General features: G+C 66.5%; 15 protein-coding genes. 9 read left to right on the top strand and 6 right to left on the bottom strand.

Annotated elements, in window-relative coordinates; translation table 11 throughout:
• Nucleotides 1-41 precede the first annotated feature (41 nt).
• Nucleotides 42-224, top strand: a complete 183-nt coding sequence (locus PVE35_RS03860) for a hypothetical protein (protein WP_268181428.1) — start codon at nt 42-44, stop codon at nt 222-224.
• On the opposite strand, the gene PVE35_RS03855 is transcribed toward PVE35_RS03860, so the two are convergent.
• A complete protein-coding gene (locus PVE35_RS03855) occupies nt 221-856 on the bottom strand; it encodes a TetR family transcriptional regulator (protein WP_268181426.1) in 636 nt (211 codons plus the stop codon). The genes PVE35_RS03860 and PVE35_RS03855 overlap by 4 nt on opposite strands.
• 174 nt (nt 857-1,030) lie before the next feature.
• On the opposite strand from PVE35_RS03855, the gene PVE35_RS03850 reads away from it, so the two are divergent.
• Genes PVE35_RS03850 through adeC form a run of 3 tightly spaced genes read left to right on the top strand, consistent with a single transcriptional unit; the run spans nt 1,031 to nt 6,768 of the window.
• Nucleotides 1,031-2,179 (top strand): efflux RND transporter periplasmic adaptor subunit, encoded by a 1,149-nt coding sequence (locus tag PVE35_RS03850; RefSeq protein ID WP_268181424.1) that lies wholly within the window; start codon nt 1,031-1,033, stop codon nt 2,177-2,179.
• A gap of 15 nt (nt 2,180-2,194) precedes the next feature.
• Nucleotides 2,195-5,338: an efflux RND transporter permease subunit gene (locus tag PVE35_RS03845; protein WP_277373860.1), complete on the top strand. Its 3,144-nt coding sequence runs from the start codon at nt 2,195-2,197 to the stop codon at nt 5,336-5,338.
• Nucleotides 5,335-6,768, top strand: coding sequence for an AdeC/AdeK/OprM family multidrug efflux complex outer membrane factor (gene adeC, locus PVE35_RS03840; protein WP_268181420.1), 1,434 nt, complete (start codon nt 5,335-5,337; stop codon nt 6,766-6,768). Before PVE35_RS03845 ends, adeC begins: the two co-directional genes overlap by 4 nt.
• Before the next feature lie 1,004 nt (nt 6,769-7,772).
• On the opposite strand, the gene PVE35_RS03835 is transcribed toward adeC, so the two are convergent.
• Nucleotides 7,773-8,942, bottom strand: a complete 1,170-nt coding sequence (locus PVE35_RS03835; protein WP_268181418.1) for a Bcr/CflA family multidrug efflux MFS transporter — start codon at nt 8,940-8,942, stop codon at nt 7,773-7,775.
• 170 nt (nt 8,943-9,112) lie between these two features.
• Here PVE35_RS03835 and PVE35_RS03830 point away from each other — a divergent pair, with 170 nt between their 5' ends.
• Nucleotides 9,113-9,733 (top strand): TetR family transcriptional regulator, encoded by a 621-nt coding sequence (locus PVE35_RS03830; protein ID WP_268181416.1) that lies wholly within the window; start codon nt 9,113-9,115, stop codon nt 9,731-9,733.
• Between the two features lies 1 nt (nt 9,734).
• Here the strand turns inward: PVE35_RS03830 and PVE35_RS03825 are convergent, their stop codons facing one another.
• A complete protein-coding gene (locus PVE35_RS03825) occupies nt 9,735-9,932 on the bottom strand; it encodes a cation transporter (RefSeq protein WP_277373859.1) in 198 nt (65 codons plus the stop codon).
• 106 nt (nt 9,933-10,038) lie between these two features.
• Between PVE35_RS03825 and PVE35_RS03820 the strand changes: the two genes are divergently transcribed.
• The 3 genes from PVE35_RS03820 (at nt 10,039) to cueR (ending at nt 13,294) form a co-directional block, all read left to right on the top strand.
• A complete protein-coding gene (locus PVE35_RS03820) occupies nt 10,039-10,431 on the top strand; it encodes a hypothetical protein (RefSeq protein ID WP_277373858.1) in 393 nt (130 codons plus the stop codon).
• Nucleotides 10,432-10,493: 62 nt separating this feature from the next.
• Complete coding sequence (locus tag PVE35_RS03815) at nt 10,494-12,866, top strand: heavy metal translocating P-type ATPase (protein WP_277373857.1); 2,373 nt, start codon at nt 10,494-10,496, stop codon at nt 12,864-12,866.
• On the top strand, nt 12,863-13,294 hold the full coding sequence (gene cueR, locus PVE35_RS03810; protein WP_277373856.1) for a Cu(I)-responsive transcriptional regulator: 432 nt from the start codon (nt 12,863-12,865) through the stop codon (nt 13,292-13,294). Before PVE35_RS03815 ends, cueR begins: the two co-directional genes overlap by 4 nt.
• Here the strand turns inward: cueR and PVE35_RS03805 are convergent, their stop codons facing one another.
• From PVE35_RS03805 to ptsP, 3 genes are read right to left on the bottom strand one after another with little or no spacing between them, the layout of a single operon-like run.
• Nucleotides 13,295-15,022 (bottom strand): fructose-specific PTS transporter subunit EIIC, encoded by a 1,728-nt coding sequence (locus PVE35_RS03805; protein WP_277373855.1) that lies wholly within the window; start codon nt 15,020-15,022, stop codon nt 13,295-13,297. It abuts the gene before it with no gap.
• A gap of 12 nt (nt 15,023-15,034) precedes the next feature.
• A complete protein-coding gene (gene pfkB, locus PVE35_RS03800; RefSeq protein WP_268181405.1) occupies nt 15,035-15,955 on the bottom strand; it encodes a 1-phosphofructokinase in 921 nt (306 codons plus the stop codon).
• Nucleotides 15,955-18,816: a phosphoenolpyruvate--protein phosphotransferase gene (ptsP, locus tag PVE35_RS03795; RefSeq protein WP_277373854.1), complete on the bottom strand. Its 2,862-nt coding sequence runs from the start codon at nt 18,814-18,816 to the stop codon at nt 15,955-15,957. The genes pfkB and ptsP overlap by 1 nt, the downstream gene beginning before the upstream one ends.
• 234 nt (nt 18,817-19,050) lie before the next feature.
• Here ptsP and cra point away from each other — a divergent pair, with 234 nt between their 5' ends.
• A complete protein-coding gene (cra, locus tag PVE35_RS03790; protein WP_277373853.1) occupies nt 19,051-20,037 on the top strand; it encodes a catabolite repressor/activator in 987 nt (328 codons plus the stop codon).
• Nucleotides 20,038-20,043 lie beyond the last annotated feature (6 nt).

The raw sequence follows: 20,043 nt of genomic DNA, 5'->3' as shown, positions 1-20,043 counted from the left end.
ACAGATGTCGGTGTTCCGTCTCACTTCGGGAGGTAGCTAGCATGAAGATCGTCGTTCAGCAGCGTAACCAGGGCGGCGAAAGCCGTTGGCAGGTATCACTGGATAAGCAGTGCGTGAGCTTTCGTAGCGAAGCGCAGGCCAGAGAGTTCGTCAGTACGTTGGAAAGCCGACTGCGCGCGCCGCATGTGCTCCCACAGGAGCCCGAGCAGCGCCAAGCCAGCTAATTGGGACGGCGCAGTGCCGGACTGCTGCGCAGCATATCCAAGGCCGTATCGACCATTGCCGCCGCTTGCGCGGCCAGGTCGTATTTGGGCGCCAGTATCCAGTTGGCTTCGATACCGGCGATGAAGGCATGCAGGCAGACGGCGGCGCGCGGGCAATCCAGTTGCGCCGGTAGCTGACCTTTGGCCACTGCGTTGGCGAGAGCCTTGGCGATACGCTGATCGCTCTCGCCGCACAGTGCGCGCATGCGCTCGCGCAGCCCCAGCAGTTCGCCGGTGTACTCGCATTTGTAACGCAGGATGTCGTGAATGCGCTGGGTCTGAGGATCCTGTGCCAGGCGCGTGAGCACCTGGATCAACAGCTCGCGCATGCAACCGAGCGGGTTGGGTTCGTCCTCGCTTTCGCTGGCTCGCGCCAGTTCCTCCAGCGGCAGGCGCATGCGTTCGAGCATGGCCTGAAACAGGTCTATCTTGTTCTCGAAGTACCAATAGATGGCGCCTCGGCTGACGCCGGCCTCCTTGGCCACCTCGGCCAGCGTCGCCCGCGAAACGCCCTGAGCATGGAACACATGCTCGGCGGCATCGAGTATCTGCACGCGTGTCGCTTCTGCTTCCTGCTTGGTTCGCCTGGCCATCTGCCACCTTTGTTACGCCTTCGATGAAACCTGCCCCGAGGGGGGCGGTCGAGAGTATGAAGGCAGTTTCGGGCATTTACAAACATTCACGCACGTAAGTATATTTGCCCATCTTTTTTCACCCTTCTCTTCGCCCTTCGGGCATCGATATCAACCAGAACGAGGTTCCTGCAGATGCACACGAAGCCAGCCTTCGCCGTCTTGGTTTCCGCCGTTGCTCTGTCCCTGCTCGGCCTGACCGGCTGCAAGGAAGACAGCGCGCCGCCCGCCCAACAGACGCCTCAGGTGGGCGTGGTGACGCTCAAGGCCGAACCCTTTGCCCTGACCACCCAGGTTCCCGGTCGAACCACGGCCTATCGCATCGCCGAGGTGCGCCCGCAGGTGAATGGCATCATCCAGAAGCGCCTGTTCACCGAAGGCAGCGAAGTCAAGGCCGGCCAGCAGCTCTATCAGATCGACCCAGCCACTTACGAAGCCGCCTATGAGAGCGCCCGTGCCACGCAGATTTCCGCCAGTGCCCTGGCCGACCGCTACAAGTTGCTGGTGGCCGACAAGGCCGTGAGCCAGCAGGCCTATGACGAGGCGCGCGCCTCGGCCCTGCAGGCCCAGGCCGCGCTGGATCGCGCACGCATCGACCTGCGCTATACCAAGGTGCTGGCGCCGATCAGCGGGCGCATCGGCCGCTCCGCTGTGACCGAAGGCGCTCTGGTCACCAGCGGCCAGACCATGGCCATGGCCACCATCCAGCAATTCGATCCGATCTATGTCGACGTCACCCAGTCGAGCAAGGAGCTGCTGAGCCTGCGCAGCGACCTGGCCGCTGGTCGCCTGCAGAAGGTCGGTGACAACGCCGCCAAGGTACAGCTTGTCCTGGAGGATGGTAGCCACTATGCCCATGAAGGCACCCTTGAATTCTCCGAGGTGGCCGTGGACGAAGGCACCGGCTCGGTGACCCTGCGCGCCGTGTTCCCCAACCCGGATCATCTGCTGCTGCCGGGCATGTTCGTGCATGCCGAACTGCAGGCCGGTATCAAGCAGCAGGCCATTCTCGCTCCGCAACAAGGTGTGACCCGCAATCAGCGTGGCGAGCCGACCGCCATGGTGGTAAACGCCGAGAACAAGGTGGAGCAGCGTGTGCTCAAGGCCAGCCGCACCGTCGGCAGTGCCTGGCTGGTGGAGGACGGCCTGCAGGATGGTGACCGCCTGATCACCGAGGGCTTGCAGTTCGTCCAGCCCGGCGCCGAGGTCAAGGCGGTTCCGGCCGGCAACGTCAAGGCCGAGCAACCGGCAAAAGCCACCGAGCAAGACAACGGCCAGGGCTGAACGGAGAGACGCTGAATGTCCAGATTCTTTATCGACCGGCCCATCTTCGCCTGGGTGATCGCACTGGTGATCATGCTGGCCGGTGGCCTGTCCATCCTCACCTTGCCGATCAACCAGTACCCGAGCATCGCGCCGCCTGCCGTCAGCATCCAGGTCAGCTACCCCGGCGCCTCGGCGCAGACCGTGCAGGACACCGTGGTGCAGGTGATCGAGCAGCAGCTCAACGGCATCGACGGCTTGCGCTACGTCAGCTCGTCGAGCAACTCCGACGGCAGCATGGAAATCATCGTGACCTTCGAGCAGGGGGTCAACCCGGACATCGCCCAGGTGCAGGTGCAGAACAAGCTGCAACTGGCCACCCCCTTGTTGCCGCAGGAAGTGCAGCAGCAGGGCATCCGCGTGACCAAGGCGGTGAAGAACTTCCTCATGGTGATCGGGGTGGTTTCCACCGACGGCAGCATGACCCGCGAAGACCTGTCGGACTACATCGTCTCCAACCTGCAGGATCCGATCTCGCGTGCCAAGGGCGTGGGCGACTTCCAGGTGTTCGGCGCGCAGTATGCCATGCGTATCTGGCTCGACCCGGCCAAGCTCAACAGCTTCCAGCTCACCCCGGTGGACGTGAAGAGTGCCATCCAGGCGCAGAACGTGCAGATTTCCTCCGGTCAGTTCGGTGGTCTGCCGGCCGCGCCGGGCAATCAGCTCAACGCCACCATCATCGGCAAGACCCGCCTGCAGACCCCGGAAGAGTTCCGCAAGATCCTCCTCAAGGTGCAACCCGATGGCTCCCAGGTGCGCCTGGGTGACGTGGCCAAGGTGGAGCTGGGTGGCGAGAACTACTCGATCAACGCCCAGTTCAACGGCCTGCCGGCCTCCGGTCTGGCGATCAAGCTGGCCACCGGGGCCAACGCCCTGGACACCGCCAAGGCGGTGCGCGCGACCATCGACGACCTCAAGCCGTTTTTCCCGGCCGGCATGGAGGTGGTCTTCCCCTATGACACCACGCCGGTGATCTCGGCCTCCATCGAAGGGGTGGTGCACACCCTGTTCGAGGCCATCGTGCTGGTGTTCCTGGTGATGTTCCTGTTCCTGCAGAACCTGCGGGCGACCATCATTCCCACCCTGGCGGTGCCAGTGGTGCTGCTGGGCACCTTCGGCGTGTTGGCGGCATTCGGTTTCTCCATCAATACCCTGACCATGTTCGCCATGGTGTTGGCCATCGGCTTGCTGGTGGACGACGCCATCGTGGTGGTGGAGAACGTCGAGCGGGTGATGCGCGAGGACGGCCTGTCACCCAAGGAGGCGACGCGCAAGTCCATGGGGCAGATTCAGGGCGCGCTGGTGGGCATCGCCCTGGTGCTGTCGGCGGTGTTCCTGCCGATGGCCTTCTTCAGCGGCTCCACGGGGGTGATCTACCGGCAGTTCTCCATCACCATCGTCTCGGCCATGGCCTTGTCGGTACTGGTGGCGCTGATCTTCACCCCGGCACTGTGCGCCACCCTGCTCAAACCCATCGACGGCGAACATCACGAAGCCAAGGGCGGCTTCTTCGGCTGGTTCAACCGCAACTTCGACCGCACCAGCGACGCCTACCGACGTGGCGTCAGCGGCATGCTCAAGCGCAAGGCGCCGTATCTGCTGCTGTACCTGGTGATCGTCGGCATCATGATTTGGATGTTCACCCGCATTCCCACCTCCTTCCTCCCCGAGGAAGATCAGGGCGTGCTGTTCGCCCAGGTGCAGACGCCGGCAGGCTCCAGTGCCGAGCGCACCCAGGTGGTGGTGGACAAGATGCGCAAATACCTGCTGGAAGACGAGGCGAGTACGGTGAAATCGGTGTTCACCGTCACAGGCTTCAACTTCGCCGGTCGCGGCCAGAGTTCGGGCATGGCCTTCATCATGCTCAAGCCCTGGGGCGAGCGTCCCGGCGCGGAGAACGGCGTCGCGGCACTGGCTCAGCGCGCGCAGATGCACTTCTTCAGCTTCCGTGACGCCATGGTCTTCGCCTTCGCCCCACCGGCAGTGATGGAGCTGGGTAACGCCACCGGTTTCAACCTGTTCCTGCAGGATCAGGCCGGGGTCGGCCACGAAGTGATGAACCAGGCGCGCGACAAGTTCCTCAAGCTGGCCAACCAGAACCCCGTGCTCAGCCAGGTACGCGCCAATGGCCTGCGTGACGAACCTCAGTACCAGTTGCTGATCGACGACGAGCGCGCCCGCGCCCTCGGCCTGTCGCTGGCGGACATCAACAGCACACTGTCGATCGGCTGGGGCGCCAGCTACGTCAACGATTTCATCGACCGTGGCCGGGTGAAGAAGGTGTATCTGCAAGGCATCGCCGATTCGCGCATGGCCCCGGAAGACCTGAACAAGTGGTACGTGCGCAACGACCAGGGACAGATGGTGCCGTTCAGCGCCTTCGCCAGCGGCGAGTGGATCTACGGCCCGCCCAAGCTGGCGCGCTACAACGGCGTGTCGGCGGTAGAGATTCTCGGTGCTCCGGCCCCCGGCTACAGCACCGGCGATGCCATGGCGGCAGTCGAGGAAATCGCCAAGCAACTGCCGGAAGGCGTCGGCTACGCCTGGACGGGGCTGTCCTACGAGGAACGCCTGGCCGGTTCGCAGAAAACCGCGCTGTTCGCCATCTCCATCCTGGTGGTGTTCCTCTGTCTGGCGGCGTTGTACGAGAGCTGGTCGATTCCCTTCGCGGTGATCTTCACCGTGCCGCTGGGGATCATCGGTGCCTTGCTGTTCACCGAGTTGCGCAGCCTGTCCAACGACGTGTTCTTCCAGGTCGGTCTGCTCACCACCATCGGCCTGTCGGCGCGTAACGCCATCCTCATCGTCGAGTTCGCCAAGGCACAGTACGAGAAAGGCCTGACCCTGACAGAGGCGGCCATCGAAGCCTGCCGCATGCGTCTGCGCCCGATCGTGATGACCTCGCTGGCCTTCATCCTCGGCTGTCTGCCCCTGGCCATCGCCAGCGGTGCTGGCGCCGGCAGCAAGCACGCCATCGGCACCGGGGTGATCGGCGGTATGCTCAGCGCCCTGGTGCTGGCGATCTTCTGGATTCCGCTGTTCTACGTGGCCATCTGCTCGCTGTTCGAGCGCAAGAAAAACCAGTCGACCGGCGAACCTGACAAGGAGGCACTGCAATGAGGCAGTCCCTGTTATCCCTGGCCGTAGCCACTGCCCTGCTCAGCGGCTGCAGCCTGATTCCCGACTACCAGCGCCCCGAGGCACCGGTGGCGGCGGACTGGCCGCAGGGCGAGGCCTACGGCGACGCGGCGCGCGAAGGCAGCGTGGCGGCAGCCGACCTGCAATGGCAGGCCTTCTTCCGTGACCCGGCGCTGCGCCAGCTAGTGCAGACGGCGCTGGAGAACAACCGCGACCTGCGCGTCGCCGCGCTCAACGTGGAGGCCTATCAGGCGCTGTACCGCATCCAGCGCGCCGACCTGCTGCCCTCGGTATCCGCCGATGGCGCCGGCACGCGCCAGCGCCTGCCGGCCGACCTGAGCCAGACCGGGCAGGCCCGCACCAGCGGCCAGTACAGTGCCACCCTGGGCATCAATGCCTGGGAGCTGGACTTCTTTGGCCGCCTGCGCAGCCTCAGCGAACAGGCCCTGCAGCAATACCTGGCCACCGAGCAGGCAGCGCGCAGCACGCAGATCAGCCTGGTCGCCAGCGTGGCCAGCGCCTACCTGCAGTGGCAGGCGGATCAGTCCCTGCTCGAGCTGACCCAGGACACCCTGCAAACCTACGAAGCCAGCTACCAGCTAACCCAACGCAGCTTCGACGTCGGCGTCTCCGATGCCCTGGCCCTGAGCCAGGCCCGTAGCGCGGTGGACAGCGCCCGGGTCAGCCTGGCGCAGTACCAGCGCCGCGTCGCGCAGGATCGCAACGCGCTGATCCAGCTACTGGGCACCGGCCTGCCGAACGACCTGCCGCAAGGTCTGAAGCTGGACAAGCAAATACTGGAAAGCGTACCGGCCGGGCTGCCCTCCGACCTGCTGCAGCGTCGCCCCGACCTGCTGCAGGCCGAGTACCAGCTCAAGGCGGCCAACGCCAACATCGGCGCGGCGCGCGCGGCGTTCTTCCCCAGCGTCAGCCTGACCGCCAACGCCGGCACCGCCAGCCGCGAGCTGTCCGGCCTGTTCGACGCAGGCTCCGGCACCTGGCTGTTCCAGCCGCAGATCAACCTGCCGATCTTCAACGCCGGTCGCCTGCGCGCCAACCTCGACTATGCCGAGCTGCAGAAGGACATCCAGGTCGCCCAGTACGAGAAGGCCATCCAGACCGCCTTCCAGGAAGTCGCCGACCGCCTGGCCGCTCGCACCACCTACCGTGAACAGCTCGAGGCTCAGCGTACCTTGCTGGATACCACCGAGACCTACTACGAACTGGCCGAGCGGCGTTATCGCACCGGCGTGGACAGCTACCTGACCCTGCTCGATGCCCAGCGCCAGTTATTCAGCATTCGCCAGCAACTGATCAGCGACCGCCTGGCGCAACTGACCAGCGAAGTGGAGCTGTACAAGGCACTGGGTGGTGGCTGGAACGGCGACGAGGTGACCGCCACGCAGAATTGATCGCGCGTACCCCGCATCAAGGACGGTTCATCCTCACGCGCCGCCCCCACCCAGTTGGTGGGGGCGTTTTTTTGTTCTGTGCGGATGTCGGCAGGTCAACTGGTTCGCCCTGCATAGCTTGATACCGGACTGGCAATGCGGTTGTTTTTTTGCGGTGTCTGTTCCGCATTGCCGCGTTTTTGTTGATGTTTTTGGTTTCGCCCTCCCGGGCGAGTCACTTTGCGGGCAAAGTAACCAAAACCTCCGCCCGGTCATCCGGCCCTGGCTGCGCCAGGGTTCGCTCACTCCATCGCCGCTCCAGAGGCCCGCCGCGGTGGGCCATCCCTGGCCCATCGCGGCTCTCGGCTTTGGCATCCTGCGTCGCTCTACCTCCTGCATCCATGCAGTCGTCGCGACATCCATGTCGCTCAACCTCTTCCACGACGATTCCGTTCGCCCTCCTGGGCGGGCTCTGCACGCGCCTGAACCCTAGGTAACCCAGAATTAGCGCGGAGTTTTGAGTACAGGGTCAGCCTTAGGGCTGACCTAAATGCCGGCTGCAAGCCGGCAAGCTACCTACGCGAATGAAACTATCGGTGTAATTCGACAGCCAAATCGCGGCTCCACAGCTACCAGAGCACGCCGGGCATGCCCGGAACCGATGTACGTTCAGGCGCGCGAATGCCCCCTTCAGGAGGGTGAGTGGAATCGTTGCGTAGAGGGGCGAGCGGCATGGATGCCGCGAGATACCGATGGCGGCCCCGCTTAAAGGGCCAGGGATGGCCCTTGTAAGCCGACCCTCGGAGCAGCGATGGAGCGAACGAACCCCGGCGCAGCCGGGGCCGGATGTCGGGGGTGCGTTTCTTTTGCTTACTTTTCTTTGCGCTGGGCGGCATTCCGATTTCAAAGAAAAGTGAGTCGCCCGAGGGGGCGAAACCCGGAATATCTGAAAACACCCAATGCGGAGTCCAGAACACCAACACAAGCCACAAACTTGCCAGCCCGGTATCCCCCCCCTTCGCCCCTCACACCACAAAACGCCTGCAACGCCAGGCAAAAGCGCACGCCACCAGACTACATAGTGCAATCACCAACGCCATCGGCACCGCCGACCCATCATGCAGGTAGGCCACCAGCGCCGAAGCCCCGGCCGCCACACTGAACTGCAGGCTGCCGAGCAACCCCGACGCACTGCCGGCATGGCGCGCCTGCCCGGCCATGGCACAAGCCGTGGCATTGGGCAGCACGCAGCCCAGGCTGGCCACGCAGACGAACAACGGCACCATCAACACCCACAGGTTCGCCGGCTGCCAGAGCGCCAGGGCCAGCAGCGTCAGCGCGCTGAGCAGATACACCAGCGCCATGCGCCGCAACCAGGGCGCCGGGCCACCACGCCGTACCAGGCGCGCATTGACCTGCGCCATCAGCACAAAACCTGCCGCATTGCTGCCGAACAGCCAACCATAGTGCTCGGCCGGCACACCATACAGTTCGATGAAGACGAAGGGCGAGCCGGCGATATAGGCGAACATCCCCGCCATCGCCACGCCACCAGCCAGGCTGTAGCCCATGAAGGGCCGGTTGCGCAGCAACGCCCAGTACTGGCCAAACGCGCCGCTCAAGGGGGCCGGCTGCACCTGCGCTGAGCGCGTCTCCGGCAGCCAGAGCAACACGGCCAGCAGGCACAGCCCGGCAAACAGCGCCAGGCTGTAGAAGATCGACGGCCAGCCCAGGGTACCCAGCAGCAGACCACCGCCCAGCGGCGCCAGGATCGGCGCCAGGCCCATCACCAGCACCAGTTGCGAGAACACCTTGGCCGAGGCCAGCGGATCGCACAGATCACGCACCACGGCGCGGGTGATGACCATGCCGGCACAACCGCCCAGGGCCTGCACGAAGCGTGCGCCGATCAACCACTCCAGGCTAGGTGCCAAGGCACAGGCCAGCGAGGCCAGAGCAAACAGCGTGACCCCGACCAGCAAGGGCACACGCCGCCCGAAACGGTCGGCCAGCGGCCCGTAGAACAGTTGCCCGAGGGAAATCCCGATGAAGTAGGCCGCCAGCGATAGCTGCACGTGCTCCACATCGGTGGCGAACTGCCGCGCCAAGGTCGGGAAGCTGGGCAGGTAGAAGTCGATGGCCAGAGGGCCGAAGGCACAGAGAGCGCCCAGGATGAGCAGAATTCGCAGCGACATGATGATCCAGATCTTTTATTAGCCGGCTAATCATCTCACTGCCGTAGCCCACGATAAACCCTGGTGCCCTCGATCTGACGAATACCTGGGGATTCAGCCTTACTGTGGCTGCCTGCCACCCAGGCAAAATCGGTACACTGGCCCCATCCGAAATGACCTTCCCGGCCCTCATGCGCAGAACCAAAGAAGATGCGGAGAAGACCCGCATAGCCATTCTCAACGCCGCCGAGCAGTTGTTCCTCGAGCGCGGCGTGGCCCATACCAGCCTCGAGCAGATCGCTCGGGAGGCCGGCGTGACCCGTGGCGCTGTGTACTGGCACTTCCAGAACAAGGCGCACCTGTTCCACGAAATGCTCAACCAGGTGCGCCTGCCGCTGGAGCCGCTGGCCGAACAACTGGCGGCGGTCGATGGCATGGCCTCGCTGCAACTGCTGCGCGACCTGTGCGTGGAAGCCATGGCCAACCTGGTGTTCGACGAGAAGCGCCGGCGCATCCTCACCGTGCTGCTGCGCCGCTGCGAATTCACCGAGGAGCTGCGTGAAGCCGAAGAACGCCACGAAGCCTTCGTCAATCAGTTCATCGATCTGTGCGAACAGCAGTTCGCCCTGCCAGCAGTGCAGGCGCAACTGCGCCCGGGCATTACCCCGCGCCTGGCCTCACGCGCCCTGCACGCCATGCTAGTGGGGCTGTTCAGCGACTGGCTGCGCGACCCCACACTGTTCGACGCGCAGCACGACACCCCGGCCATTTTCGACAGTTGCCTGCGCGGCCTGCTGCTGAACTGGCCCTGACTCAGGCCGGCTGCACGGCGTAGCCTTCCTCGCGAATCGCTGCCTGCACCTGCTCGGCATCCAGCCTGTCGCTGACCTGCACCTGGCCGGCGGCCAGATCCACCTCCACCTCGGCAGCCGCGTCCAGCGCCTTGATCGCCTGGGTGATGGCACGTACGCAGTGCCCGCATGACATACCGCTGACCTTGAACGCTTGCATGGCTGACTCCTTGATCCGTTGGTCGATGGGTGTAGTCTCGACCTTGCCACGGTGGCAAGGTCAAGCCCTTGTCCCGGATCACCCACCTCAATCGAGGACTGCCAGCATGCGTCCACACCCTCTGCTGCTTGCCACGTTCCTGGCAGCCAATGCCGTTGCCGAACCTCTGACGCCCCTGGTGGACAGCGCCCAGGGCGAGGGTTATGCCGTGCTGATCGTCTCCCGTGAGCGCCTGGAGGTCGGTACCACCTGCGAGGTGGCCCTTTATCTGCACGATCAGATGGCCGCACGGCTGTACCAGGGCCAGTCGGTGTCGTTCAACCTGCCACCGGGTGAAGTCTCGCTACGCCTGGGCCTGACCGGAACCGGCAGTTGCCAGGATGGCATCACCCAGTTGCGCAATCAGTCGCTGCAACTGCGTGCCGGGGAGATCCGCCGCTACCGCATCGCCATGGACGCCGACGGCCTGCGACTGCGTGACGCGCCACCGATCAACTGAATGCTTGACCTTGCCATAGGGTCAAGGTTGATCCTGTAGCCATCGCACTACGGGAGCTAGCAATGACCACCTTCGCTCTACCCATCCAGGGCATGACCTGCGCCAGTTGCGCCGGGCGCGTCGAACGCGCGCTGCGCAAGCTGCCGGAGGTCACCACGGTCAGCGTCAATCTGGCCAGCGAGCAGGCTCGCGTCGAAGCGCCGGCCGAGCGCCTGCCGCAATTGATCGAGGCCATCGAAGACGCCGGTTACAGCGTGCCCAGGCAATCTCTGGAGCTGGCCATCGAAGGCATGACCTGCGCCAGTTGCGTCGGCCGCATCGAACGCGCCCTGGGCAAGCTGCCTGGGGTCAGCCAGGTGACCGTCAACCTCGCCGACGAGAAGGCGCGCCTGCAGGTGCTGGCCGGTTTCGAGCCACGCCAGGCCGTGGAAGCGGTCAGCACCGCCGGCTACGGCGCCACCCTGATCGACGACGCACGTCCCGATAAGGATCGCGCCCAACAGCGCCTGCGCCGTGAGCGCCTGACCCTGCTCGCCGCCATCGCCCTCAGCCTGCCGCTGGTGCTGCCGATGCTGGTGGAACCCATGGGCCTGCACTGGATGCTGCCGGCCTGGGTGCAGTGGCTGCTCGCCACGCCAGTGCAGTTCATCTTCGGCGCGCGCTTCTACCGCGCGGCCTGGCAGGCACTCAAGGCGCGGGCCGGCAACATGGATCAACTGGTGGCCATCGGCACCAGCGCCGGCTACGGCCTGAGCCTGTACCAGTGGGCGGTGACACCGGCCGGACACACACCGCACCTGTACTTCGAGGCCTCGGCGGTGATCATCAGCCTGATCCTGCTCGGCAAGTACCTGGAGAGCCGCGCCAAGCGCCAGACCGCCAGCGCCATCCGCGCCCTGCAAGCCCTGCGCCCGGATCACGCCACGCGCCTGCAGGGCGGTCGCGAAGAGCGGGTCGCCATCGATGCCCTGGCCCTGGGCGACTGCGTGGTGGTCAAGCCCGGCGAGCGCTTCCCGGTCGACGGCGAGGTCATCGAAGGCCGCAGCCATGCCGACGAAGCGCTGATCAGCGGCGAGAGTCTGCCGGTAGCCAAGCAGCCCGGCGACAAGGTGACCGCAGGTGCCATCAACGGTGAAGGCCGCCTGCTGGTGAGCACCACCGCACTCGGTGCGGAAACCGTGCTGGCGCGCATCATCCGCCTGGTGGAGGATGCCCAGGCGGCCAAGGCGCCGATCCAGAAGCTGGTGGACAAGGTCAGCCAGGTGTTCGTCCCCACCGTACTGCTGCTGGCCCTGGCCACCCTGCTCGGTTGGCTGATGTTCGGCGCAGCGCTGGAAAACGCCCTGCTCAATGCCGTGGCGGTGCTGGTGATCGCCTGCCCCTGCGCCCTCGGCCTGGCCACGCCGACCGCGATCATGGCTGGCACCGGGGTGGCCGCGCGTCATGGCATCCTGATCAAGGACGCCGAAGCCCTGGAGGTGGCGCACGATATCCAGCAGATCGCCTTCGACAAGACCGGCACCCTCACCGAGGGCAAGCCGCGCATCGTGCATATCGGCCTGGCCGAGGCCGACGAAACCGAGCTGCTGCGCCTGGCCGGCGGCCTGCAGCAGGGCAGCGAACACCCACTGGCCAAGGCCGTGCTGCAAGGCTGCGAAGAGCGCGGCATCGCCCTGCCGGCCCTGAGCGAAAGCCGGGCACTGGCCGGGCGTGGCATCGCCGGTACGCTGGAAGGCCGCTCGCTGCAACTGGGCAGCAGCCGCCTGTTGCAAGAAAACCATCTGCAAGCAGGCACACTGGCAGAATCGGCACGAACCTGGGAAGCGCAGGGGCGTACCCTGTCCTGGCTGATCGAAACCGGCAACGCCCCGCGCCTGCTCGGCCTGCTGGCCTTCGGGGACGCGCTCAAGAGCGGTGCCGCCGAGGCCATCGCGCAGTTGCGCGCACAGGGCATCAGCAGCCACCTGATCAGCGGTGACAACCCCGGCAGCGTCGCCGCCGTGGCCAGCGAGCTGGGTATCGACGAGCCCCACGCTCAGGTGCTGCCGCAAGACAAGGCGCGGCTGATCGGCGAGTTGCGCCAGCATGGCCCGGTGGCCATGGTCGGCGATGGCATCAACGATGCCCCGGCCCTGGCCGCCGCCGATGTCGGCATCGCCATGGGCGGCGGCACCGATGCCGCCATGCACGCCGCCGGCATCACCCTGATGCGCGGCGACCCGTGCCTGGTGCCGGCCGCGCTGGAGATCAGCCGGCGTACCTACGCCAAGATCCGCCAGAACCTGTTCTGGGCCTTCATCTACAACCTGATCGGCATACCGCTGGCCGCCGCCGGCCTGCTCAACCCGATGTTCGCGGGCGCCGCCATGGCCCTGTCCAGCGTCAGCGTGGTGAGCAACGCGCTGCTGCTCAGCCGCTGGAGACCACGCTCATGAATATCGGCCAGGCCGCCAAGCACACCGGCCTCAGCGCCAAGATGATTCGCTACTACGAGTCCATCGACCTGCTGCCGCGCGCCGGGCGCACGCACAGTGGCTACCGCCAGTACAGCGAGCAGGATCTGCACCGCCTGGCCTTTATCAAGCGCGCGCGTGATCTGGGGTTTTCGCTGGAGGAAGTGGGCCGGCTGCTGGCGCTGTGGCAGGACAAGCAGCGCGCCAGCGCCGACGTCAAGGCGCTGGCCGAGGCGCATATCGCCGAGCTGGAGCGGCGTATCGCCGAGATGAGTGCACTGCGCGACACCCTGGCCGAACTGGCTGCCAGTTGCCAGGGCGATGCGCGGCCGGACTGCCCCATCCTGCACGGGCTGGAGCAAGGGCTGGACGAGGCGACGAGTTGCTGCACCGCGCCGCCACGGGTCTGATCAGGCCGCGTCCAGCGCCAGCGGCTGAGCTTCGCTGCGCTTGATCAGCGCGTAGGTCACCCCGGTCAGCAGGCTGCCGGCGACGATGGCCAGCAGGTACAGCAGCGCATGATTGATGGCGTTGGGAATCAGCAGCACGAACAGCCCACCGTGCGGCGCCATCAGCTTGCAGCCGAAGTACATCGACAGCGCGCCGGTCAGTGCGCCCCCGGCGATGCTAGCCGGGATCACCCGCAGCGGATCCTTGGCGGCAAAGGGAATCGCCCCCTCAGAGATAAAGCACAGCCCCAGCACCCCGGCGGCCTTGCCGGCCTGCCGCTCGCTGTCGGCGAACTTGCGCCGCGCCAGTACGGTGGCGATGGCCATACCGATCGGCGGCACCATGCCGGCGGCCATGGTCGCCGCCATCGGCGCGTAGCTGCTGGACGCCAGCAGGCCGACGGAGAAGGCGTAGGCGGCCTTGTTGATCGGCCCGCCAAGATCCACGCACATCATGCCGCCGAGCAGCACGCCCAGCAGGATGGCATTGGTGCTGCCCATGCCATCGAGGAAGGTGGTCAGCGATTGCAGCATGCCGGCTACCGGGGTGCCGACCACATAGATCATCACCAGGCCGGTGAACAGGCTGGCCAGCAGCGGAATGATCAGGATGGGCTTGAGCGCTTCGACGCTGGCCGGCAGACGCACCCACTGCGCCAGGGCCTTGGCCGAATAACCGGCAAGAAAGCCGGCGACTATGCCACCAATAAAGCCCGCGCCCAGCGAGCTGGCCAGCAGGCCGCCGATCATCCCCGGCGCCAGGCCCGGACGGTCGGCGATGGAATAGGCAATGTAGCCGGCCAGCACCGGCACCATCAGCTTGAACGCGGCCTCACCGCCAATCTTCATCAAGGCCGCGGCGAAGGTGCCCTCCTCCTTGAACGCCTCGATGCCGAAGACGAACGACAGGGCGATCAGCAGACCACCCGCCACCACCATCGGCAGCATGTAGGACACGCCAGTGAGCAGATGCTTGTAAGGCCCGCTCTTTTCGCCGCTCTTGGCCGGCGAGCTACCTTCGGCAGACGCAACCTCGGCCAGCGGCCGCGCTTCGTTCAGTGCACGCTCCAGGGTCTGCTGCGGCTGCTTGAGCGCCACGCCGGTGCCACAGCGGTAAACCTTCTTGCCGGCGAAGCGGCTAGTGTCCACCTCGATATCGGTGGCCAGCAGCACGGCATCGGCGGCGGCGATGGCAGCCTCGTCGAGCAGGTTGCGCGCGCCCACCGAACCACGGGTTTCCACCTGCAACTCGATGCCCATGCGCGCAGCGGCCTGCTGCAGCGCCTCGGCAGCCATGAAGGTGTGCGCCACGCCAGTGGGGCAGGCGGTAATCGCGACCAGCCGGCGCTTGCCACTGGCCGCTGGCGCGGCTGCGGCCTGGTAGGGCTCGGCACGTTCGGCGGCCTCGCGCAGAAAGCGCTGCGGGTCGGCCAACGCCTCGGCGGGGGTGGATTGCAGCAGGCGCTTGCCGATGAAGCGGGTCAGCGGCAGTTCGCCGGTCTTGACCACCAGCACCCAGTCGGCGGCGGCGATGTCGGCCTCACTCAGCGGCGAGCCGATGGCGCGGGCGTCATGCACCTCCACCTTGGCTTTCCAGCCCAGGCGCTCGGCGGCGGCTTGCAGCAAGCGCGAACAGAGCACGCTGGTAACCTGGCCGTTGGGGCAGGCGGTGACGATCAACAGATTCATGGTCGGGGCCTCTTATTCTTGCAAGGGCTGTAGCTGGACGGCGGCCTGCAGCCGCGCCAGTTGGTCGATATCGTGAATGCCGAAGCCGATCTGGGTGACCGCCTGCGCAGCCACCGCCGTGGCCAGGCGCAGGCTGCGCTCGGCCGGCCAGCCTTCGAGCAGGCCGTGCAGGCTGGCGGCCAGCAGCGAATCGCCGGCGCCCACCGTGCTGGCCACCTCGACCCGTGGCGGCAGCGCGCGCAGGGCGATGTTCGGGCCATGCCAGTCGACACCTTCGGCGCCGCGTGACAGCAGGATGTGCTCGATACCCTGCTCGCGCAGACGCGCCACTGCCGCCGTCAGGTCGGCGCCGCAGGCCTCGGCCAGTTCCTCTTCGTTGGGCTTGATCAGCCAGGGCGTAACGCTCAGAGCAGCACTCAGCGCCGCACCGCTGCTGTCCACGGCCAGCGGTACGCCGGCAGCCTTGATGCGCTTGAGCAGGCTGGCGAACCACTCGGGCGATACGCCGCGCGGCAAGCTGCCGGCCACCACCACGGCGTCATGTCCGGCCAGCAGCGGTTCCAGATCATCCAGCAGTTGTGCCAGATGAGCCTCCTCGATCTGCGGGCCAGGGCCGTTGAGGTCGGTGATGCGCCCGTCGGCCTCGGCCAGCTTGATATTGCTGCGCGTCTCCCCCGGCACGCGGACGAACAGATCGCGAAAACCGCGCTTGTGCATCAGCGCCTCGAACGGCGCGGCATTGGCGCGGCCAAGAAAGCCGCTGACACTCAGCGTATGGCCGAGATCGGCCAGCACCTGGGCGACGTTCAGCCCTTTGCCAGCGGCGTGACTGGCAAAATCCCGGCAGCGATTGACCGCGCCGGGCTGCAACTGGTCGAGGCGCAGGGTCAGATCCAGTGCCGGGTTCAGGGTCAGGGTAAGAATACGCGCCATCAGTGCAGCCCTCCGGCCAGGGCGCGCACGGCGGCGGCGCTCTCCAGATCCAGCGCGCGCTGCGCCAGGGTACGCACCTCGCGGCTGTCCAGCTCGCGCACGCGCGCCTTGACCAGAGCAATGCTGCGCGGCGATACGCTCAGCTCGTCGACCCCCAGGCCCACCAGCAACGGCACGGCCAGGCGATCGCTGGCCAGCTCGCCGCACACGCCCACCCATTTGCCATGGGCATGGGCCGCCTCCACGGTCATGGCGATCAGGCGCAGCACCGCCGGGTGCAGGCCGTCGGCCTGGGCCGAGAGCTGCGGATGACCACGGTCGATGGCCAGGCAGTACTGAGTCAGATCGTTGGTGCCGATGCTGAAGAAGTCCACTTCGCGCGCCAGCAGCGGTGCCAGCAGGGCTGCCGAGGGCACTTCGATCATGATGCCCAGTTGCAGATCCTGCACCGGAATTTCCTCGCGCAGGCGCTGCGCCAGGTCACGCGCGGTGCGCCACTCCTCCATCGTGCCGACCATGGGGAACATGATGCGCAACGGGCGCCCTTCGGCCGAGGTGAGCAGAGCACGCAACTGGGTTTCGAGAATCTCTGGCCGCTGCAGGCTGAGGCGGATGCCGCGCACGCCGAGGAAGGGATTCTCCTCGGCCGGCATCGGCCAGTAGGGCAGCGGCTTGTCACCGCCGACATCCAGGGTGCGCACCACCAGTGGACGCCCGGCCAGGGCTTCGAGCACACGGCGGTACTCGCGCTCCTGGGCGGCCTGGCTCGGCGCCTGGGCGTGCTCCATGAACACCAGCTCGGTGCGCAGCAGGCCCACGGCCTCGGCGCCCAGTTCGACGGCGCCGGCGGTTTCGCTGGCCGCGCCGATATTGGCGGCCACCTCCACCTGCACGCCGTCACGGGTCACGGCCGCTTGCAAGCGTGTGGCGTGGGCCTGCTCGCGGCGCTGTTGTTCAGCCTCGCGCTCACGCAGGGCCTGCTGACGGGTGGCCTCGTCCGGGTCGATGCGCACCAGGCCGCTGTCGCCATCGAGCAGCAGCGGTGTGCCCTGGGCCAGCGCCAGGATCGCTTCGCCGGCCCCCACCACCGCCGGAATGCCCAGAGCGCGGGCGATGATGGCGCTGTGTGCGGTGGCGCCGCCATTGGCGGTGAGAATGCCGGCCACACGCTGGCGATCCAGCGCGGCGACGTCCGATGGCGCCACCTCGCTCATCACCAGCACATAGGGTTCGTTGGGTTCGCGGGGTAGCTCGATACCGCACAGATGCGCCAGCACACGGCGACCGATGTCGCGCAGGTCGGCCGCACGCTCGGCCAGCAGGGCGTCGTGCAGGGCCTCCTGACGCTGCGCGGCGGCTTCGATCTCCTGCTGCCAGGCGGCTTCGGCGCTGGAGCCGGTTTCCAGGCGGGCGTCGACGTCCTCGCGCAAGGCCGGGTCGTCGAGCATGGCCAGGTGTGCGCTGAAGATTTCACGGACGCTGGCCACCCCGGCGCCATCGACCAGGCGCTGGATCTGCGCGGCGATGGCAACCAAGGCCTCATTCAGGCGCTGGCGCTCGCTGTCCACACCAGCGCCCTGCTCGGCGAATTCAAAATTCGGCATCACCCGCACCAGCGCCGGCCCCATGGCGATGCCGGGCGAAGCGGCCACCGCCTGTACCTTGCTGCCAGCGAGCGGCGCCAGCACCGGCTCCTCGGCCAGCACGGCGGGCACTTCCGCCGCCTCGCTCAACAGCGGCTCGACCGCTTCACCAAGACCACTTTCCACCGCGGCGCGCAGCGCCGGCAGCGCGTCGGCGGCGATTTCCGGCTCGGCGCTGAACTCCAGCACCTGGCCACGTCGCGCACCCAATGCCAGCAGGCGGCTGAGGCTCTTGGCCGAGACCCCGGCGCCTTCATCACCACGCAGGCGCACCCGCACCTCGCCGTGGAAACGCTGCGCCAGCTCGCTCAGTACCTTGGCCGGCCGGGCATGCAGGCCATGGGCATTGAGCAAAGTCACCGCCACGCCGGGCCAGTCCGGCGCTACCTCGCCGCCCAGCGCTTCGATCACCCGGCGGCTGTCGTTGGCTTCGCTCAGTTCGGCCGCGCGGCCGCCGATCAGCACGTCGCACAGGCGCTCCAGGGCCTGGCGATGGGCTTCGCCCTGGCTGGCCAGGCAGAACAGGCCCTTGAGCGGCTCGCCACGGAAACTCAGGGCCTGCGCCGGGGTGACGAAGGCCAGACCGGGGCGCTGCACGCTCTGCTCGCTATGCAGCCACCACAGGCCATCGCCCAGCGGCAGTGCCTCGCTGCGCGCCAGACCAAGGGCGAAGCCACTGCTGGCACAACCGGCCTGGCGCAGCAGGCGCGCGCCCTGCCACAGCAGTTCGTCGAAATCTTCGGCAGGCAGGCCCAGGCTGACCAGTTGCCCGTCCAGCGCCAGTGCCTGCGGTGCGCCCTGTAGCAACTCGACGATCTGCTCGGGCTCGCGCGCCTCGCGCAGCGCCTGGCTCAGGTCGCCCTCGCCAAGAGCACGGGTGAGTAGCTGCAGAAGGTGCAGGTGCTCATCCGATTGCGCGGCGATGGCAATGGCCAGGTACACCTGCTGACCATTGCCCCAGTCCACCCCCTCGGGGAACTGGATCAGGCGCACGCCGGTGTTGAGCACCTGATCGCGGGTTTGTGGTGTGCCGTGAGGGATGGCGATGCCCTGGCCCAGGTAGGTCGAACCTTGTGCTTCACGCGCGCGCAGCCCTTCGAGATAACTCGGGGTGGCCAGGCCGCCGGCTGCCAGCGCCTCGCCAAGCATGGCCAGTGCCGCTGCCTTGTCCGCCGCCTGGCGGCCCATCTGGATCTGGCTGGCATCGAGTTCGAGCATGGGTGTACCTCCGGCAGCTTCGAGCCGGTGGCACGCCTGGGCCGACCGGCAGGGAATCTTGTTATGAGTTAAGACTAGGCGCTGCACGAACAGAGGCATGGCGCCTGGCGTCTGGTCAACCAGACATTGCACTGACAGGCAATCTGCTGAATCGTTTCACCTGACACTGGCACCTTAGCCGATAATGGGTAATCCTTGAAGTCCGATCATCGCCTACCCGTTCAGGATTCGCCCGTGAAACTCAGCGACATCGCCCGTCTCGCGCAAGTCTCGGTGACCACCGCCAGCTATGTGATCAACGGCCAGGCCGAGAAGCGCCGGATCAGCCAGAGCACCGTCGAGCGCGTGCTCGCGGTGGTCGAGGAGCATGGTTATCGCCCGGATCAGCAGGCCGCCAGCCTGCGCCGCGGGCAAAGCCGTTGCCTGGGCTTCATCCTGCCGGATCTGGAAAACCCCAGCTACGCGCGCCTGGCCAAGCTGCTGGAACAGAAGGCCCGTGCCGCCGGCTATCAGATGCTGATCGCCAGCTCCGACGACGACCCGCACAGCGAACGGCAGTTGCTCGAGCTGTTCCGCTCACGCCGCTGCGATGCGCTGATCGTCGCCAGTTGCCTGCCGCAGGATGACCCGCTCTACCCCGAACTGGTGGCCAGCGGGCTGCCGATCATCGCCGTGGATCGGGCACTGTCGCCGCAGCATATCCGCTCGGTGGTCAGCGATGACGAGGCCGCCGGACGCCAGCTCACCAGCAGCCTGCTGCCGGCCAGGCCCCGCCATATCGGCCTGCTCGCCGCGCGCCCGGAACTGGTCATCAGCCAGGCGCGCGAGCGCGGCTTCCGCCAGGCCCTGGAAGGCTTCGAGGGGCGCATCAGCGTCTACTACGGCGAGCAGTTCAACCGCCACAGCGGTTACCAGCAGATGCAGACCCTGCTTGCCGAAGCGGGCCCGCCCGACGCCCTGGTCAGCACCGCCTACGTGCTGCTCGAAGGGGTATTCGACCTGCTCCAGCAAAAGCCGCAGAGCACCTGGTCGGCGCTGCGCCTGGCCACCTTCGGCGACAACCAGTTGCTGGACTTCCTGCCCTTGCGGGTCAACGCCATGAGCCAACAGCACGAGCGCATCGCCGAGCGGGTGCTGGCCTGGGCACTGCGTGCGGTGGAACAGGATGACTACCAGCCCGGTATCGAGGCCATCGAGCGCAGCTTTCTGGCGCGCGCCTAACGGGCA

Source organism: Pseudomonas sp. AA-38, assembly GCF_029457475.1.
In the GTDB taxonomy this organism is placed as follows: Bacteria; Pseudomonadota; Gammaproteobacteria; order Pseudomonadales; family Pseudomonadaceae; genus Aquipseudomonas.
This window is presented reverse-complemented; position numbering and strand designations above follow the sequence as displayed.

What these genes read in the sequence shown, in the direction of transcription:
- adeC (WP_268181420.1), top strand. Translation starts at nt 5,335, where the DNA reads ATGAGGCAGTCCCTGTTATCCCTGGCCGTAGCCACTGCCCTGCTCAGC.
- PVE35_RS03855 (WP_268181426.1), bottom strand. Translation starts at nt 856, where the DNA reads ATGGCCAGGCGAACCAAGCAGGAAGCAGAAGCGACACGCGTGCAGATA.
- PVE35_RS03835 (WP_268181418.1), bottom strand. Translation starts at nt 8,942, where the DNA reads ATGTCGCTGCGAATTCTGCTCATCCTGGGCGCTCTCTGTGCCTTCGGC.
- PVE35_RS03850 (WP_268181424.1), top strand. Translation starts at nt 1,031, where the DNA reads ATGCACACGAAGCCAGCCTTCGCCGTCTTGGTTTCCGCCGTTGCTCTG.
- PVE35_RS03845 (WP_277373860.1), top strand. Translation starts at nt 2,195, where the DNA reads ATGTCCAGATTCTTTATCGACCGGCCCATCTTCGCCTGGGTGATCGCA.
- PVE35_RS03815 (WP_277373857.1), top strand. Translation starts at nt 10,494, where the DNA reads ATGACCACCTTCGCTCTACCCATCCAGGGCATGACCTGCGCCAGTTGC.
- PVE35_RS03820 (WP_277373858.1), top strand. Translation starts at nt 10,039, where the DNA reads ATGCGTCCACACCCTCTGCTGCTTGCCACGTTCCTGGCAGCCAATGCC.
- cueR (WP_277373856.1), top strand. Translation starts at nt 12,863, where the DNA reads ATGAATATCGGCCAGGCCGCCAAGCACACCGGCCTCAGCGCCAAGATG.
- PVE35_RS03860 (WP_268181428.1), top strand. Translation starts at nt 42, where the DNA reads ATGAAGATCGTCGTTCAGCAGCGTAACCAGGGCGGCGAAAGCCGTTGG.
- ptsP (WP_277373854.1), bottom strand. Translation starts at nt 18,816, where the DNA reads ATGCTCGAACTCGATGCCAGCCAGATCCAGATGGGCCGCCAGGCGGCG.
- PVE35_RS03805 (WP_277373855.1), bottom strand. Translation starts at nt 15,022, where the DNA reads ATGAATCTGTTGATCGTCACCGCCTGCCCCAACGGCCAGGTTACCAGC.
- PVE35_RS03825 (WP_277373859.1), bottom strand. Translation starts at nt 9,932, where the DNA reads ATGCAAGCGTTCAAGGTCAGCGGTATGTCATGCGGGCACTGCGTACGT.
- PVE35_RS03830 (WP_268181416.1), top strand. Translation starts at nt 9,113, where the DNA reads ATGCGCAGAACCAAAGAAGATGCGGAGAAGACCCGCATAGCCATTCTC.
- pfkB (WP_268181405.1), bottom strand. Translation starts at nt 15,955, where the DNA reads ATGGCGCGTATTCTTACCCTGACCCTGAACCCGGCACTGGATCTGACC.